General features: G+C 42.8%; 14 protein-coding genes. 5 read left to right on the forward strand and 9 right to left on the reverse strand.

Going from position 1 to position 15452, the window contains the following annotated elements:
- The first annotated feature begins 114 nt into the window (after window positions 1-114).
- From ACR5KR_RS25715 to ACR5KR_RS25725, 3 genes are all read left to right on the forward strand, one after another.
- Window positions 115-822: a diacylglycerol/polyprenol kinase family protein gene (locus ACR5KR_RS25715; RefSeq protein ID WP_448268479.1), complete on the forward strand. Its 708-nt coding sequence runs from the start codon at window positions 115-117 to the stop codon at window positions 820-822.
- A gap of 684 nt (window positions 823-1506) precedes the next feature.
- Entirely contained in the window at window positions 1507-2100 is a 594-nt protein-coding gene (locus ACR5KR_RS25720; RefSeq protein WP_448268480.1) for a DUF4360 domain-containing protein, read from the forward strand.
- Between the two features lie 112 nt (window positions 2101-2212).
- Complete coding sequence (locus ACR5KR_RS25725; protein WP_448268481.1) at window positions 2213-2776, forward strand: hypothetical protein; 564 nt, start codon at window positions 2213-2215, stop codon at window positions 2774-2776.
- 402 nt (window positions 2777-3178) lie between these two features.
- Here the strand turns inward: ACR5KR_RS25725 and ACR5KR_RS25730 are convergent, their stop codons facing one another.
- The 3 genes from ACR5KR_RS25730 to ACR5KR_RS25740 form a co-directional block, all read right to left on the reverse strand.
- Window positions 3179-4630: a dihydrolipoyl dehydrogenase family protein gene (locus ACR5KR_RS25730; protein WP_445629910.1), complete on the reverse strand. Its 1452-nt coding sequence runs from the start codon at window positions 4628-4630 to the stop codon at window positions 3179-3181.
- 71 nt (window positions 4631-4701) lie between these two features.
- Window positions 4702-5808: a threonine-phosphate decarboxylase CobD gene (gene cobD, locus ACR5KR_RS25735; RefSeq protein WP_448268482.1), complete on the reverse strand. Its 1107-nt coding sequence runs from the start codon at window positions 5806-5808 to the stop codon at window positions 4702-4704.
- Window positions 5809-5834: 26 nt separating this feature from the next.
- Window positions 5835-6119 carry an HU family DNA-binding protein gene (locus tag ACR5KR_RS25740; RefSeq protein WP_010998076.1) on the reverse strand — a complete coding sequence of 95 codons (285 nt, stop codon included), beginning with the start codon at window positions 6117-6119 and terminating at the stop codon, window positions 5835-5837.
- A gap of 551 nt (window positions 6120-6670) precedes the next feature.
- On the opposite strand from ACR5KR_RS25740, the gene ACR5KR_RS25745 reads away from it, so the two are divergent.
- Entirely contained in the window at window positions 6671-6949 is a 279-nt protein-coding gene (locus ACR5KR_RS25745; protein WP_448268483.1) for a hypothetical protein, read from the forward strand.
- Between the two features lie 31 nt (window positions 6950-6980).
- Here the strand turns inward: ACR5KR_RS25745 and ACR5KR_RS25750 are convergent, their stop codons facing one another.
- From ACR5KR_RS25750 to pilM, 4 genes are all read right to left on the reverse strand, one after another.
- Entirely contained in the window at window positions 6981-9164 is a 2184-nt protein-coding gene (locus ACR5KR_RS25750; protein ID WP_448268484.1) for an AMIN domain-containing protein, read from the reverse strand.
- A 280-nt stretch (window positions 9165-9444) separates the two neighbouring features.
- Window positions 9445-10209 (reverse strand): pilus assembly protein PilO, encoded by a 765-nt coding sequence (locus ACR5KR_RS25755; protein WP_448268485.1) that lies wholly within the window; start codon window positions 10207-10209, stop codon window positions 9445-9447.
- Complete coding sequence (locus ACR5KR_RS25760) at window positions 10206-10982, reverse strand: PilN domain-containing protein (protein WP_322710651.1); 777 nt, start codon at window positions 10980-10982, stop codon at window positions 10206-10208. The genes ACR5KR_RS25755 and ACR5KR_RS25760 overlap by 4 nt, the downstream gene beginning before the upstream one ends.
- A gap of 4 nt (window positions 10983-10986) precedes the next feature.
- Entirely contained in the window at window positions 10987-12093 is a 1107-nt protein-coding gene (gene pilM, locus ACR5KR_RS25765; protein WP_445629905.1) for a type IV pilus assembly protein PilM, read from the reverse strand.
- Window positions 12094-12245: 152 nt separating this feature from the next.
- Between pilM and ACR5KR_RS25770 the strand changes: the two genes are divergently transcribed.
- Window positions 12246-13544 (forward strand): ABC transporter substrate-binding protein, encoded by a 1299-nt coding sequence (locus ACR5KR_RS25770; protein WP_448268486.1) that lies wholly within the window; start codon window positions 12246-12248, stop codon window positions 13542-13544.
- A gap of 65 nt (window positions 13545-13609) precedes the next feature.
- Here the strand turns inward: ACR5KR_RS25770 and ACR5KR_RS25775 are convergent, their stop codons facing one another.
- Window positions 13610-14908 (reverse strand): bifunctional folylpolyglutamate synthase/dihydrofolate synthase, encoded by a 1299-nt coding sequence (locus ACR5KR_RS25775; protein WP_448268487.1) that lies wholly within the window; start codon window positions 14906-14908, stop codon window positions 13610-13612.
- A gap of 265 nt (window positions 14909-15173) precedes the next feature.
- Window positions 15174-15299, reverse strand: a complete 126-nt coding sequence (locus tag ACR5KR_RS25780) for a photosystem II protein Y (RefSeq protein ID WP_322671746.1) — start codon at window positions 15297-15299, stop codon at window positions 15174-15176.
- Between the last annotated feature and the right edge of the window lie 153 nt (window positions 15300-15452).

Raw genomic sequence — 15452 nt, forward strand, 5'->3', positions numbered from 1 at the left:
ATGTGGTTCGACTACGCTCACCAACCGGGAGATGAAGGGGAATAACAATAGATAAATACTCAATGCCCAATGACAAATGACAAATACTTCGACTTCGCTCAGTACAAGTGACAAATGACAAATCACTTTATCGGACTAGCAATTTCGTATGTTTACGCTATCAGTCTGCTCGTGATTGGCGAGGGACTACGTAGGCTATTAGGTGTAAAGCCGGATTTGACCCGCAAAGTAATCCATATTGGTGCAGGGATGTGGACTTTCGGAGTCCTGCTACTGTTTAAGAATTGGGAAATCGGAATTATACCTTTTGCTACCTTTATCGGACTGAACTACTTATTTTACCGCTACCGAATCATCGGCGCAATGGATACCCAGGATAGCTCACCCGGTACGGTTTATTTCGCTATCTCAGTGACACTGCTGTTCGGGTTACTGTGGCGACCAGATGGGCCAGTAGATAGCGTTGCGATCGCTGTCGCTGGGATAATGGCGATGACCTGGGGTGACGCACTAGCAGCATTAATCGGTAAACGTTTTGGGCAGCATAAATACCAAGTTGGAAGTTCTGTGCGTTCCTGGGAAGGTTCAGCAGCAATGTTTATAACGAGTACAGTAGTGATTTTCTTGGTGCTGTTATTGCTACCTGGTTCTTTGCTAAGTCCCCTAGCAAAGCCTTTAAGTTTCGGATGGGCATTGTTGACGGCAGTGGTAACTGCTACTTTTGCAACCCTCGCAGAGGCAGTCTCGCCCCACGGCACAGATAACCTCAGCGTACCTCTAACAGCAGCGGGAGTAGTTTGGATTTTTATGCAGTGTTTTTAAGGCACTTCCAATTACCTCGTTCTCAGTCTAAAACTAGAATTTCAGCCACTTATAATATAGATTCTCAATAAAAATAGCTATTTCACTGCGATATCTGCAGCAGGCTGTGACGCTCGACGCCTCACTAAGGCTGCGCTATCGGTATCGCACTATTAATTCGGCGATTTATACCCCTTATTTTGAGCACCTAACTTTGGAGTACTGCTACTTCATACTACAATACTACTATTTTGAAGTTGGCAGTGTTCAGAAACACAATATGTTTGTGATCGAGAACACATATTTTCTGATCGAGACAACTATATGATCTTGGCCACATGGACATACAGCAAGAATACATCTTGTAACCTGACTTCCATCTTATTCCTATTAACTCCAGCGATACACAGTTATGCTTCATTTTCTGATTGAGCAGAAATTGTCAAAGCATACTTGAAAGGATTTCCCACAATTGAAAAAGGCAGAAGCCTGTAAGTATCAATTAAAACTTTAGTAGTAGGTGATTGTCCATTACTAAAACAAAATTGTGTCGAGATATGTAACACCAGACATAAAGCATTCTTGCTTCAATCTCATGCTTTTAAGCGTGGGATTAAAGCAAAAATGCCTTCATACCTCGTACCTTCTAGCTTCTAAATGCATTTTTCATCAAAAAACAACTCTAGCAACATAGGTACAATCAATATGAACTTTAAACAATTTGGTGTATTACTGTCTATATCTACAATTCTTGGACTCAACGCGATCGCGACCAAGGTTTTGGCTGATGAGCCTAGTATTACTTTTGGAGATGCAATTGGGTCTGGTGGATGTAAGGTTGCCGATCAGCTTGTTGGAGAGGATGGTAGAACCTTATCGCTGATCTTGGATAACTTTAGTGCATTCAATGGTCAGCGTCAAAAGTGTATTTTACGCGTTCAAAGTTTTATTCCAAGTGGTTTCATCGTCCAAAATGTACAAGTACTGTACCAAGGAACTACTGATATTAATACCAAGAGTAAAGGTACCAGCTTAAGCAGAACTTATAGCTTTAGTGGTGGTGCTCTTGGTCAAGCTGTAGCTCCCCCTAAAACTAGCAAGTTTACATCTAGTAAAGCATTTGCGGAGCAAGATGAGATTACTGTTCTAGCTGCTACAGGTTTATGTAGTGGTGGTGGACAAGGATTATTAGGTATTAATCTGACTGCACAATCCTCAGCAGGAAGTTCTATTTTCGTTGATACAGCCGATATCAATGCTGGGGATGTGATACTTTCTTTTGACCTAAAGCGTTGCTAGTAGTTGCTTTTAGCGATTCTGTGGATAAATGGTAATACACCATACCAAATTCCAAATTTGGTGGTCTTCAATGAGTGGTGAGTCTAAATCCCCCACTCATTGAATCTACCGAATGTATTCTTCTTTAAAATTACAAATTTCTGTTGATGGAGAGGAAGTTATGTTGAGATTGACTGATGCACGTAATTTTTTCATATTAATGTGCTTGTTTTTCTTCTGTTATGATGCCAATTCATCTAGCACTGCTACTCCAGTAAACACCCAGCCGCGATTTTCGGTTAATAGGGGATGTAATATAAGCTTCAATCCGCAAATAAATCAGTTTACGCTTCGCGCTCCTATAACTGTAAAGGCACAACCATCAAGGGCTAGATGTATCATTAGAATTGATACCTCTAATACTCAAAAGCAATTTAGACTCGTGCCTTTAGCTGTAAAAGGTGTAGTCAAGAAAGCACCAGCACAAGTAGCTATTACATCATTTTTACTTGGCGACAAACCAACTCCATATCAAATAAGATATGAAAGTACTATAAATTTTGATTTGACCAAGCAAATACTTCCAACTAACTATACATCTACAGGAAAAAGTGTTTTAGGCATTAATTTAGTATTAACAACAACCGGAGGAGAATTAGAGTTGACAGATTTCAAATTTGCACTTCAACAAAAATAATAAGCTCAATTTTGAGGGATGCTCCCCAATTCTGATGACGTTGCGTTTGCGATCGAGGTGCTGTCAAGATTGGCAAAGGCAGCGAGAACTGTAAAGTCAGTATCCTTGTGGAAGTCAGTAATGATATAGGACTCATATCTGATTTTTAAACGAAATTTTAGGGACTTCCAGAAAATAAATTATCCAATTTACTCAGAGCGTATTTTTCTTTCTCCCCCTGCCCCCTGCTCCCTGCTCCCCTACCTACACCAAGATCGGATATTTTTTGTGTTGGAAGTCCCTTAGATAAAACCCTTATTATAAAATGGGCTTTTCAGTCTCAAGATGTTTTCAGAAATCAAATTGGAGTCCTATATCAGTACCTTGTTTAAGTTATTATAGTGACAACTGCGTGCGTAAGTGCTAATTCCAATTGCGGCGGAAATGGAAGAAGCCTTCTAAAAACTCTTGCAAAGGAATGTTGGTATTTAACTTTTGCTTACTCCACTCTCTTGCAGTTCGTTCCAGAATTTCTGAGAAACTGGGGTAGGCAGGAGATAAATTTGCTATATGTTTAACTTTTATTTTTTGTGATATTCCTAAGGCAATCAAATTAATTAATTCTCCAGCTTCTGGCCCTAATATCGAAGCTCCCAAAATTTCCCCATTGCGTAGCACAATTAATTTACACATACCAGTGGTTTCATCCCGAAGTTGGGCTGCGGCCACTGTTTTAAAATACTGTCGCAAAACTAAAACTTCATCTCGACGAAATTGGCGTTTTGCCTGTGCCTCTGTCAAACCCACTTGCGCCAGCATTGGCGCAGAAAATATTGCCCAAGGAAGTGAGGAATAATTTACTCGTAATCTAGGGAAAAATAGTGCATTGTTCAGGGCAATTTTTGCTTCATAATTAGCAATATTGGCAAAGTCGTAACCACCAATTACATCTCCACAAGCATAAATGCGGTGGTTAGTGGTTTGCAGTTTATCATTTACTACTAAGCTACGCCGATGCCATTTCACACCTACTGTTGCCAAATTGAGAAATTCAAGATTCGGCTGTTGGCCAGTCGCCACTAAAATTTCATCAGTTTCAATGGCCTTATCTCCTGCTTGAATCCACTTTTTATTTTCAATTACCCTCACCTGAGTTACTGGTTTTTCGGTGAGTACGCGCACACCTTCGACTTCTAGCTGCGCCTGAAGCAATGTGGCTATCTCAGGGTCTAGATATGGAAGAACATAAGGATGCTTGACTACCAGCGTCACACTGCAACCAAACCTTGCTAAAGTTTGAGCAATTTCAATACTTTGGGGAATTCCACCGATAATTACCCAATTTTTAGGCAATGTCGCTCCCTGGAAGGATTGCCAAATATTAGAAAGGGTTAGATAGCCAGTGGCTTGTAATCCTTCAATCTCTGGAATTTCTGGACGCGAACCACTGGCTAGCAAATAAGTACGGGCACGTAGTAGGCGATTGTTAACGGCAAAAGCCAACTGAGGTGAAGATTGAAACTGACCACTGCCAACGATCGCATCGACTCCCTGTGCAGCTAGAATGGCTGGGGAATACTGTTCTTGGAGATTTGAAGCGACGCATTGAGCATACAGCATCGCTTCTTGCCATGCCATAGATATCTGGCATTCTTCTGAGGTATCAGTGTGTGTGGCATGAATACCAAAACCAGCCGCATCCTTCAACTTCTGCGCTAGTTTACCAATTTCGGTCAGAGCATGGTGATGAGTAAACCCGTAGTCTACTTTGGTTTGTACCAGGGCAACTGTAGCACGTAGTTGGGTTGCAGCAAGTGCAGCATAGTATCCAGCAAGACTGCCACCAATAATTACAACATCGTAGTCATTTGTCATTTGTCATTTGTCATTTGTCATTGGGTATTGGGCATTGGGTATGGGTGAAAATGAAAATTACCTCATTTCCCCTATTTCCCTACTCTCCACTCCCCACTCAGCACTGAGTTTAGCGCTGTTAGTAAGCGTTGGTTATCGGACTCTTGACGTACAGCAACCCGGAAAAAGCGATCGCCTAGTTCTTTAAAACTAAGGCAATCGCGGATTAAAATCTGGTGATACTTGAGTAATTGTTGCTGTAACTGGGAAGTAGATTCTTGGGACTCAACCAGTAAAAAGTTAGCAGCACTTGCTTGGGGTTGCAATCCTGGGATTTCAGCTAAACCCTGAAACAGTTGGTTTCGTGCAGGTGGTAGCCATGCCCAGGTTTGCTGCTGAAACTCCGTATCCTGGAGTGCCGCAATTGCCGCTGCTGCCGCTAGCGTGTTTACAGGCCAAGGATCTCGCCATAGCTGCCATTTAGCTAAACAGTCAGGATGTGCGATCGCATATCCCAATCGTAGTCCTGGGAGACTGTAAAATTTGGTCAGCGATCGCAATACTACTAAATTCGGATATTCCTGCACCACCGGAATCAGGCTTTGTTCCTCATTGGGCGGCACAAAATCCATAAATGCTTCATCCACCACAACCAAAGTAAATTGCTCCAGGTAGGGCAAAATAGAGTCCCGTGAAAATAGTTTTCCGGTTGGGTTGTGCGGATTATTCAGCAATAGTCCACAGTGAGTGCTGAGTGCTAAGTGCTGAGTGCTGAGTAAAACTGGTAACTCAGCACTTAGCACTCGTTGCTCATAACTAATTAGGGGACACTCCAGCACATTAGCGTTGTACCCTGCCAAGGTTCGGTAGTAATCGCCAAAGGCTGGAGTGATTAAAATTGTCGCGGCTAATTGAGCTAATTCCCTACCGATTAAAGTAAGTAATTCTGCGGAGCCGTTACCCGGCAGAATCCACTCTGACGGCAATTTATGGAAGTGACTGAGAGCTAGTCTCAGTTCACTATAGTTTGGGTCTGGATAGTGCTTAATATTACCAATTTGGGACTTAATAGCAGCGATCGCGCTGTTTGGAGGCCCCAACGGGCTGATGCTAGCAGAAAAATCCAGAATAGCATCAGGGGGACAGCCAGCCAGTGCTGCTGCCCAGGCTAAATTTCCCCCGTGTGCAGGTTGCCGCATTAAAAAAGGGTTCCCGAAGACAGAACCTATGCTTTTGGGGGTGCTACCTTTTCTCTAAACAGTTTTCCTGCGGAGAAGGCAGGAACTCTCGTCGCTGGAATTTCCATTTTTTCATTTGTTTTCGGGTTGCGACCTTCACGGGCTTTACGTTCCCGTGATTCAAATGAGCCAAATCCCACCAACGTTACCTTATCACCAGAGGAAACCGCTTCAATAATCGTTTCCAAAGCAGCAGTTAAAACTGCATCCGCTTGTTTTTTGGTAACACTAGCCTTTTCAGCTACGGCATCAACTAATTCACCTTTGTTCATGTCAAACTCCTGAAGGTTTACTTGAGATTTAAGTACGGATGCAGATTAATACATCCGTACTGAAATCTTTGTTCGTGGAAATACAAAAATCATCCTTTGGGAGTATTTTTTCTCAAAACGGCTGTACATCCCATCGGCTCGACTTTTCAATGAATCATTCTAAGGTGTAGTAGCCTGATGTGGATAGATGAAACCATTAATTTATATAGATTTCAGGATTTTTTGTAATTTTAGGGTACTTGTTTCACTAAAAATCAACCCAAAAGTAGGAAAAAATACCTAGTAAATCCCGCAATTGCCAAGAAAACAGGGAAGAGATGGTCAATGTTTGTTGGCATTCATTACCGATGTTGAAGAGTTATTGCTGAGATTAAGCAATTTTTATGGAAATTGAAGGCTCAGATTCCCGATTTCTCTAAAAAATCGCAGATTTTGCTCACTTTTTATCTGATATGGAAAATCCAATACGAAATTTAACCCCATAGCAAGCTTCTTTTGTAGCGAAGAGGAAAAATTAAAGCTTTTCCCCTAGAAGGCTATCCATTAGTCACATGTTTCTTAACATTTGTGGGGCGATGCCTACGGTGGTACACTACGCTGCAACAACTTTTTCTGGTGCATCCGTTACGCCTTTAACTGTCTCCATATACTTTGAGATTATTTATTTTTTACAAAGAATTTATAAAAAAAATGCCGGAGTGAGTCAATCCTTAGCAGAAATTTTTTGTTGCACCCAAGCCCGAAAAGCACGAGTAGTATTTAAATTTAATCCTACTTGCGAACAAGAAGATCCCCGACTTCTTAAAGAAGTCGGGGATCTGAGCCTTTAGCAGAGGTGATTCACCTACTAATTATCTTTAATTACCTGCCAGGAACCTTCAACCCTCGACGCTCAAGGATTTGCCGTACTTCTGGGCTGGGAGTGTAGTTATAGCCGTAGGAGGAGTTCTCAGAGTCATCCATAATCTGAGGTGTAAGTAACACAATCACCTCTTGACGCTGGTTTTGTCGGTTTGTACTTCTAAATAGCGAACCAATCAGTGGAAGATCGCCTAAGATAGGAATTTTGGAGACAGCTGTCCGGTCTTGGTCTTGAATAATACCACTCAGGACTAGTGTTTGACCATCTCGTAAGCGAATTAAGCCAGAAGTAAGAGAGCGCTCAGACACTAAAACAATTTGTCCATTTCCTGTATCTGCTGGGGCGGAAGGAGCGCTGACAGTAGGAGCAACCGATAGAGAAACGAACCCATTATCGTCAATCCGCTCAATTTTGACGTTCAAGGTTAAGCCCACTTTTTGTTTCTCAATTGTTCTTTCTGTCCTAGAACCACCAGAAGTATCTGTTGTTTGGAGGGTTATATTTCCTACTACTTCTTGGGTAAGATTGACCAGAGCCTGTTGACCTTCTTGGACAATTAAGGTTGGGTCGGTCAAAATCTTGGCATTGCCATTTGTAACCTGAGCCTGCAAGCTAGTGAGAAGAGATTTGGTAAACCTGTATGCAGGAGTCAAAGCAGCTCTTGGATCTAGAATTGTTGGTGTACTAGTAACGCTACTTCTTACTTCACTACTAGTAGGTGGTCTAGCACCGCCAAAATTTAGAGTTGCAATACCACCATCATTGCTAAAGTAGTTGTTACCAACCCCAAAAGAAAAGCTACTGTTGTAGTCCTGAATGTTCGAGAGGTTAACATCAATAATCTTGACGTTGACTACCACTTGACGACGGCGGATATCAAGCTGAGTTAGTTGAGCCATCGCAATCTCAATCAGTCTAGGAGGGCCAATTAAGGTCAGGGAATTGGTGCGCTCGTCTCCTAATGCCTGTAAACCTCTTAATAATGGACTAGAGTCTTTAAAATCAACGCGTAGAGGTTGAATTTGAGTTTCCGTTGTCGTCTGAGTTTGAGTGATGGGAGCAGCCGCATTACCCACGGCTACAGCACTAACACTGGTAATTTGTCGTTCGCGGCTGACGGCACTTTCTGCTCCTAAGCCAACCAAAAAATTGAGGGCGACTCCTACCGTAACCTGATTGAGCCGCATACTACGCATAACCATATCACGGGTCGCATTAGGTAGTTTGGCTCCGACAAAAACTGTACGACCACTGCGATTAGCTTCTAAACCACTCAAGCGCAAAACGTAGTTAAACACATCTTGCACTGGCTCGTTTTCTATGTCTAAAGAAATAGTTTGAGAAACTGCTGGTGCATTAGCACCGGCACCAGGCTGACCTCCACCACCTTGCTCACTTCCTACGTAAGCCAGATTCAAACCAGCAGCACGAGCAAGCAGTGACAAAACCTCACGTACTGGGGCATCTCGCAGTACTAAACGAGGTACACGTTCCTGAGTTGCTAAGTCAACAGTGCTAGGAGAAGCATCGGTAGCCGAAATAGCAATATCTCCCACTGGGGGGGCGACGGCTCGAGGTAAGAAGGGTGGAGCCTGACTCAGAGGTTGACCTGGGCCAGCAGCTTGTGCAGGTTGTCCGTCAATGGTGACTTGCGGGTTAGGAATGAGAACACCTGGATTTTGACCAGGTTGGGCTGGAGTTGTAACAGGTGGTGCTGTGGATGTGGATATTGGGGCTGTTGGCGCTGTTGGCGTTGGTGCTGATGCTGTAGTGCCTGTTGAAGGGCTAAAGCTGAGTGTAATTCCATTTGGCGATCGCATCACAGGTTGACTGCCAGGTGCATCGTTGCTCCCAGTTACCGTCACCCGAACACTATTAGCATCAAGCTGACTAACCTCAACAGAGGCAATTCCTGGTGCTGGGTTATCTTGACGAAAGCTATTACCTTGTGGTAATCGTAATTGAGTGTTGATAACATCAGCAACTAAAGCCTTGCCTCTTTTTGTAGTGAAAACTTGGGCGCGCGATCCGGAAGAAGTTTTCAAAGCGACGTTAATTCCACCATTAACGGGATTTAACTTGACATCAGTAACTTGACTAATTTGTGCCCAAACTGGTTGAGCTGCCAAAAATACAAAAGCAGCAGTAGCTAAAATAAAACTATTACCGTGAAGCTGTTTCACAGTTCATTCCTCACCTTATAAAACCTTGTTTACAAACAATTTTGAGTAGGCACTTAGAAACCACACGCCAATTGCTTATGGGGTTTCCCCATTGGCGCTAGCCTCTCCTTTTTGGAAAAGACCATGTTGGCTTAACTACACGAGACTTTGCCCACCTACCCTACGGGAAGGCCAAGGGCGAACGTGAGTTTCAAAACCCTCAATTATTTCCTTAGTCTGTGGGAAGGGTTTGTCTACGCTTGTGTAGCCGCGAATTCTATTCGTCCTAGCTCTAATTTGACTACTTTTTCGGGGCAGCTTTCGCTGCTGCCGCTATTTCTTCTGGGCTAAGTGGCATCAATACCTGTAACTGGAATGATGTATTAATCGCTGCTGGGCCTACCTGCATCGGCGTTTTATCTAATGGGGATCTTGTCTCTGTTGGAGCCAAAGTTGCTTGATAATCTTTAACTATTAACAAAGGCTGTAACCGCTCAATGTTACGAATTATCGATTGTGTTTGTTCATAAGTTGCTGTAATCTCAGCGCTGATCGTACTGCGTTGCAGCTTGCCGTCAACCCCTACTCCTAGACTTCCATCGGTAATCGGTTCTGGTTTTTGAGAAATCGGCACATATCTCTTCAGTTTGGCTCTGACTGCATTAATAGAAGTTGCACTATTGCCAGACTCAATTAAGCGGTTCAAATCCAACAGTAATGTATCTAAGGTTTTTTCGTTAGCAAATAAACTTAAAACCTGAACTTTTTGCTGCTTTGCCTGTGCTAGTTCGTCTTTAACTTTGTCAATCTGTTTGATATTGGCTTTTTTTTGCTCAATTTGCGCTTGCAGTTCAGAGCTTTTAGCTTGCTGTTGCTGATAGCTTTCCCAAGCTGGCATCAGCAGATTTAAAAATATATAAGCTGCTCCCGCTAAACCAACTACCCCTACCAAGATCCCAATAATTTTTGGTGTGAAGGCAATACCAAATACCACAGGTGCGGCTGGCGTTGCCGGATCGAATTCCCCACCTTGTTCGGCAAAATTTAAATCATCACTCAGCGTCATTTTGAAATGACTCCTGTTTGTTGCATATTACGAATTCGAGTTACTAACCCCACTGTGCCTTTTTTTTCCAACTCTCGAATTAATTCCGACGCTGGAACGTCGTTCATGCTCGATTGAATAGTGTATTTAACTACTTGAGGTGGCTTAATTACGACATTATTAGAAGATTGACTCGCACTTGATGTTAAGGGAGCATCTACTAACGCTGCTGTCAGAATTCTGGTTTCTGTAGGCTTTAAAAACTGAGATTGTTGTAAACTCAATAAGAAATCATTGACATCATTAAAGGAACGAGCCAATCCGTTAATTTCTAATCCCCCCGCGGGATTATTTGGCGGCTGACCTGCTGCTACTGCAATGGGTGGGATTTGCTTGATATTTTCGATTTGCACTGCCGTTGGGATGCGATCGCGCAAATCTTGCAGCATTGCTGACCAAGGACGAATCTGGTCAAATACAGTTACTAAAGCTTGGGTTTCCCCTTTAATTGCCTTCGTCTCGTCTTTGATTTTGTTAATATTTCCTATTTCTGTATCTAACCTCTTGCTTTCTTGATCTAGTTGTGCAATCTGACCATCTAATTCAACAATCTTCCCTTGCAGCAACCACCAACCAACTCCAAATAAAACCGGAAGACCTATACCTACTGCAACTCCTACATACAGTAGTGTCAAATCCCCCGTAGGAAGTTTTAGGGCTATTCCTCGTTGTTTCTCTGGCTTTTTCTGGTATGCTGGGCGGTCTTTAAGAAAGTTAACATCTAGGCTGTACATTTTATTACACCTCCCGCATTCCTAGACCTAGTACAATCGCCAAGCCAGAGCGTTGTACCTGTGGATATTTATCAGTGTCAACTTCCAAAGATAAAGATCCGATTGGATCTATTTGGGTAGTTGGCAAACTCAATCGTTGGGTAAAAAATTCATCTAGCTGTTGAAGTCCACCTCCTGGTCCGGCTAATAAAATCTGCGCTACCTCCAAATTTTCACTTTGATTCAGGTAAAAATCGATGGAACGGCGCAGCTCATCCGTTAGTTCTCCCAAGACTCTCAAGATGGCAGCCATGCCAGGATCGAGTTCGGTAACGCCAGTTTTACCTCCGTCTATGGGAGTTGCAGGAATAACCATTCCGTGTAACAATTCCATGTCTCGTGATGTAGGTAAGCTCATTGCCCTTGCTAAGGCAGTTTGCATTTGATAAGTCCCGATGGGGACTGTGCGCGAAAATTGCGGCACTCCGTTAACGATGATGGCTATTTCTGTACTATCGAACTCGATATCAACTAGTACTGCTGCTTCTTGCGGCCCAAATTGTCGCAGTTGTTCGCGAATAGTCCGAATTAGAGCAAAACTGTTAATTTCTAAAACATCAATTTGTAATCCTGCCTGCTCGAAGGTACTTATATAGGTATCCGTGATCTCCTTGCGGGTGGCAACTAGGAGTACGTGTACCTTTTCAATGCCATCTTCATCTACAAAATACCCAAGTTTCTGATAATCTACATCAGCCTCTTCACGAGGATAGGGTAAGTACAAACCTGCTTCATGGTTCAGCACCATTTCTCGCAGTTCTTTATCATCTAACTCTGCTGGCACTGGTATAATCCGAACGATAGAATCTCGTCCTGGTACACCAGTAGCAACGTGAGAAGTTTTGATTTTGCTCTCAGCTAGCGCTTGCTGGATTAATTGCGCCATTGCTGGAGGGTCATTGATTTGACCATCGATAACTATCCCTTCTGGAACTGCTACCGATGTATAGGTTTCTAATTTCAAGCCTTGACCCTGCTTGCGTAGCTGAACTACATTCACTCGTTCGGGAGCAAGCTCAATGCCTACTCCTTTTTTCGATTTGCCAAACAGACTATTGAAGCTTTTTACCACAGTTGTGCCCGCTGGACTGCTAAATTGAAAATTTAAATTTGTTGCAGTAAAGGCGTTATATATTACGTCTTTACGGGTAATTTATTTAGCCTATAATCTCAACAATTCTGTCTAAGCTTTTCACACCGATCAAGCGTAAAAATACTGGGAAAATGATTCAATTGCGAAAATTTAAACAACTTGTTGCTTTTGTACTGCTTGGCTTAATAACCAGTTGGGTTATCAGTTGCAGCACAGGTAATGTTAATACAAGTACAAAACAAGCTACTTCAGGAGTGGGAACTGTTGAGTTTTGGACAATGCAACTCCAACCTCAATTTACCGACTACTTCAAAAGCCTAATTGCGAATTTTGAATCGCAAAATCCAGGTATAAAGATTAACTGGGTTGATGTACCTTGGGCAGCAATGGAGAACAAAATATTAACAGCTGTCTCCGCAAAAACGCCACCTGATGTAGTTAACTTGAATCCGGGTTTTGCTTCCCAACTTGCCGGACGAAATGCCTGGTTAGATTTGGATGCTAAAGTCCCGAATGATGTACGTTCCTCCTATCTGCCAAATATCTGGAAAGCAAGCACGCTTAATGGCAAGAGTTTTGGGATTCCCTGGTATCTCACCACACGGTTAACCATTTATAACACTGATTTATTAAAACAGGCAGGTATCAATAAAGTCCCCGTAACCTACGCAGAATTAGCACAAGCAGCGCAACAAATTAAAGACAAGACGGGAAAATATGCCTTTTTTGTAACTTTCGTACCGCAAGATTCTGGTGAAGTGCTGGAATCTTTCGTGCAAATGGGAGTCACCTTAATAGATGCTGAGGAGAAAGCGGCGTTTAATTCAGCGCCAGGAAAAGCCGCGTTTCAGTATTGGGTAGATTTGTATAAAAAAGGTTTGCTTCCTAAAGAGGCTTTAACCCAAGGACATCGCCACGCGATCGATTTATACCAATCTGGAGAGACTGCGTTTCTAGCTTCTGGGCCAGAGTTCCTAAAAACGATCGCTAATAATGCCCCGAAAATTGCTCAAGCTTCGGAAATAGCACCTCAACTCACTGGTGACACAGGTAAGAAAAATGTCGCGGTGATGAACATAGTTATTCCCCGCGATAGCAAACAACCAGATGGCGCTGTGAAGTTTGCTTTATTTGTCACCAATAACGAAAATCAGTTAGCCTTTGCTAAAGCTGCAAATGTTCTGCCTTCTACAATCAAAGCATTGTCTGATAGTTACTTTAAAGATGTTCCAGCTAATGCTTCAACAATAGAAAAAGCACGAGTAATGAGTGCTCAAGAACTGCCAAAGGCAGAAATATTGACCCCGACATTGAAGGATTTTAATAAACTGCAAAAGGCAGTTTACGAAAACTTGCAAGCAGCAATGTTAGGGCAGAAAACTGTAGATAAAGCTGTTGAAGATGCGGCGCAAGAATGGAATCAGAGGTAAATTCGTAATGACGCTCCTGCGTCGCTACCGCTACGCTAACGTAATTCGTAATTCATAATTCGTAATTATGATTTATGAAATATATTGGTGGTTGCTAAAAAGTCGCCGACTAAATAAAGAGAACCACACAAAACGATTAAATCTTCTGTGGTAGCGGTTGTAGTGGCGGCTGTTAGTGCTGTGAATAAATCTGGATGGATTTGGCGATCGCTTAATTCGGGACAGAGGCTGTAAGCTAGATTTGATAAGTAGTCTAGATCCGCAGAAGTTCTACCGGGCCAGGGTTCTACTGGTATTGGCACCAAATAAAGGCGATCGCCTGGTCGCAGTAAGGCGGTAAAAATATCAGCATGATCCTTATCGGCAAACATTCCCACAACCCAATTGACGGGCTTATGGTTAACTGCGTCTAAGCTATCAACATATTGGCGAAGAACTTCGGCAGCGGCGGTATTATGAGCGCCATCAAGTAATAATTTATGGTTACTCCAAGTAATCCATTGCATCCGCCCCGGCCATTTAGTTTTGGCCATACCGTTAATTATGGCTTCTTCTGAAATCTGCCAACCCTGTTGTTGGAGAATTTCTAAAGTAGCTATTGCCAAAGCGGAATTTGCTAATTGAATTTGTCCGGCTAATGGCAAAGGGTATTTAATTAAGTTTGAATTTTGAATAGTTTGATATTCTGCCCATCCTGTAGCGATTTCACGGGCAGGTTGAGGCGTAAAAATCGGGCATTGTAATTCTAAAGCGCGCGATCGCACTACTTTGTCTGCCTCTGGTGGTAATAGTCCAACCACAACGGGACATCCAGGTTTGAGAATACCTGCTTTTTCTCTAGCAATGTCAGCGACGGTAGGGCCAAGTTGTTGCCAGTGTTCCCGGCTAATGGAAGTAATGAGTGTAACCAAAGGTTCCAAGCAGACATTGGTAGCATCTAAGCGCCCTCCCAGTCCGACTTCTACCACAGCCACATCAACTTGCTGCTGGGCAAAATATAACCAAGCAGCCGCTGTAATTACTTCAAACTGAGTTGCCGATTCGTCCTGATGACGAATAACCGCTTGGACTTTTTCTAATAATTGACTCAATTCCTCAGAGGAAATTTGCTGTTCGTTCAGACAAATACGTTCCGTCCAATCAACTAGATGGGGTGAAGTGTAGCGTCCTGTACGATAACCAGCTTCTGTGAGTACTGAGGAAATATAGGCACAGACTGAACCTTTGCCATTAGTGCCAGCAACATGAATAACCGGGACTTGGTGATGGGGATTGCCGAGATTTGCCAATAGGTTGACAATGCGATCGAGTCCCAAATGGACACCAAAGCGTTGCAGGGGTTGTATTACAGAATCGATATCCAAGGAATGGGAGTGGGAGAAATCAATTCAAAATTCAAAATTCAAAATTCAAAATTGAATCAAAAGATTGGGAAAGATGTAGCTTTAGCTTCTTGCAGGATAAGACACAAGGGTATAGGGAAGACAAGGGGACAAGGGGACAAGGAGATAAACAAAACTCCTAACTCTTAACTCCTAACTCTTAACTCAGCACTGGCTCAACGCCCCGCTTTCGCTAGCAGCACTCCTAATGCCCAATGCCTAATGTCCCCATGCCCCATTAATGAATTTAAGCTTCTCTATCGAAAAAGCCTTGAAATTGTCTTAAAGCCGCAGCGCCAATATTAAACACTGCCCAACTAGCAGCAATGACTACTGGTGCTAAAACGATTGCTATACGAAAATCGATATCCATATCTAAGAACCCCTCTTTTAAGTAGAAATTAAAGTTTTGTCAACAGCTCTCATTTTTATTTTTAGCTGAAGTGGGCAATTTTTCCAAATCCAAATGTAAAGAATGTTTAAATTATGGGGCATTGGGCATTGGGGATGAAGAAGAGACAAGGTA

The organism is Nostoc sp. DSM 114159 (genome assembly GCF_053470285.1).

Excerpts from the sequence above, each read along its gene's own strand:
- ACR5KR_RS25715 (WP_448268479.1), top strand. The coding sequence starts at position 115 with ATGACAAATCACTTTATCGGACTAGCAATTTCGTATGTTTACGCTATC.
- ACR5KR_RS25720 (WP_448268480.1), top strand. The coding sequence starts at position 1,507 with ATGAACTTTAAACAATTTGGTGTATTACTGTCTATATCTACAATTCTT.
- ACR5KR_RS25725 (WP_448268481.1), top strand. The coding sequence starts at position 2,213 with ATGTATTCTTCTTTAAAATTACAAATTTCTGTTGATGGAGAGGAAGTT.
- ACR5KR_RS25730 (WP_445629910.1), bottom strand. The coding sequence starts at position 4,630 with ATGACAAATGACTACGATGTTGTAATTATTGGTGGCAGTCTTGCTGGA.
- cobD (WP_448268482.1), bottom strand. The coding sequence starts at position 5,808 with ATGCGGCAACCTGCACACGGGGGAAATTTAGCCTGGGCAGCAGCACTG.
- ACR5KR_RS25740 (WP_010998076.1), bottom strand. The coding sequence starts at position 6,119 with ATGAACAAAGGTGAATTAGTTGATGCCGTAGCTGAAAAGGCTAGTGTT.
- ACR5KR_RS25745 (WP_448268483.1), top strand. The coding sequence starts at position 6,671 with ATGTTTCTTAACATTTGTGGGGCGATGCCTACGGTGGTACACTACGCT.
- ACR5KR_RS25755 (WP_448268485.1), bottom strand. The coding sequence starts at position 10,209 with ATGACGCTGAGTGATGATTTAAATTTTGCCGAACAAGGTGGGGAATTC.
- ACR5KR_RS25760 (WP_322710651.1), bottom strand. The coding sequence starts at position 10,982 with ATGTACAGCCTAGATGTTAACTTTCTTAAAGACCGCCCAGCATACCAG.
- ACR5KR_RS25770 (WP_448268486.1), top strand. The coding sequence starts at position 12,246 with ATGATTCAATTGCGAAAATTTAAACAACTTGTTGCTTTTGTACTGCTT.
- ACR5KR_RS25780 (WP_322671746.1), bottom strand. The coding sequence starts at position 15,299 with ATGGATATCGATTTTCGTATAGCAATCGTTTTAGCACCAGTAGTCATT.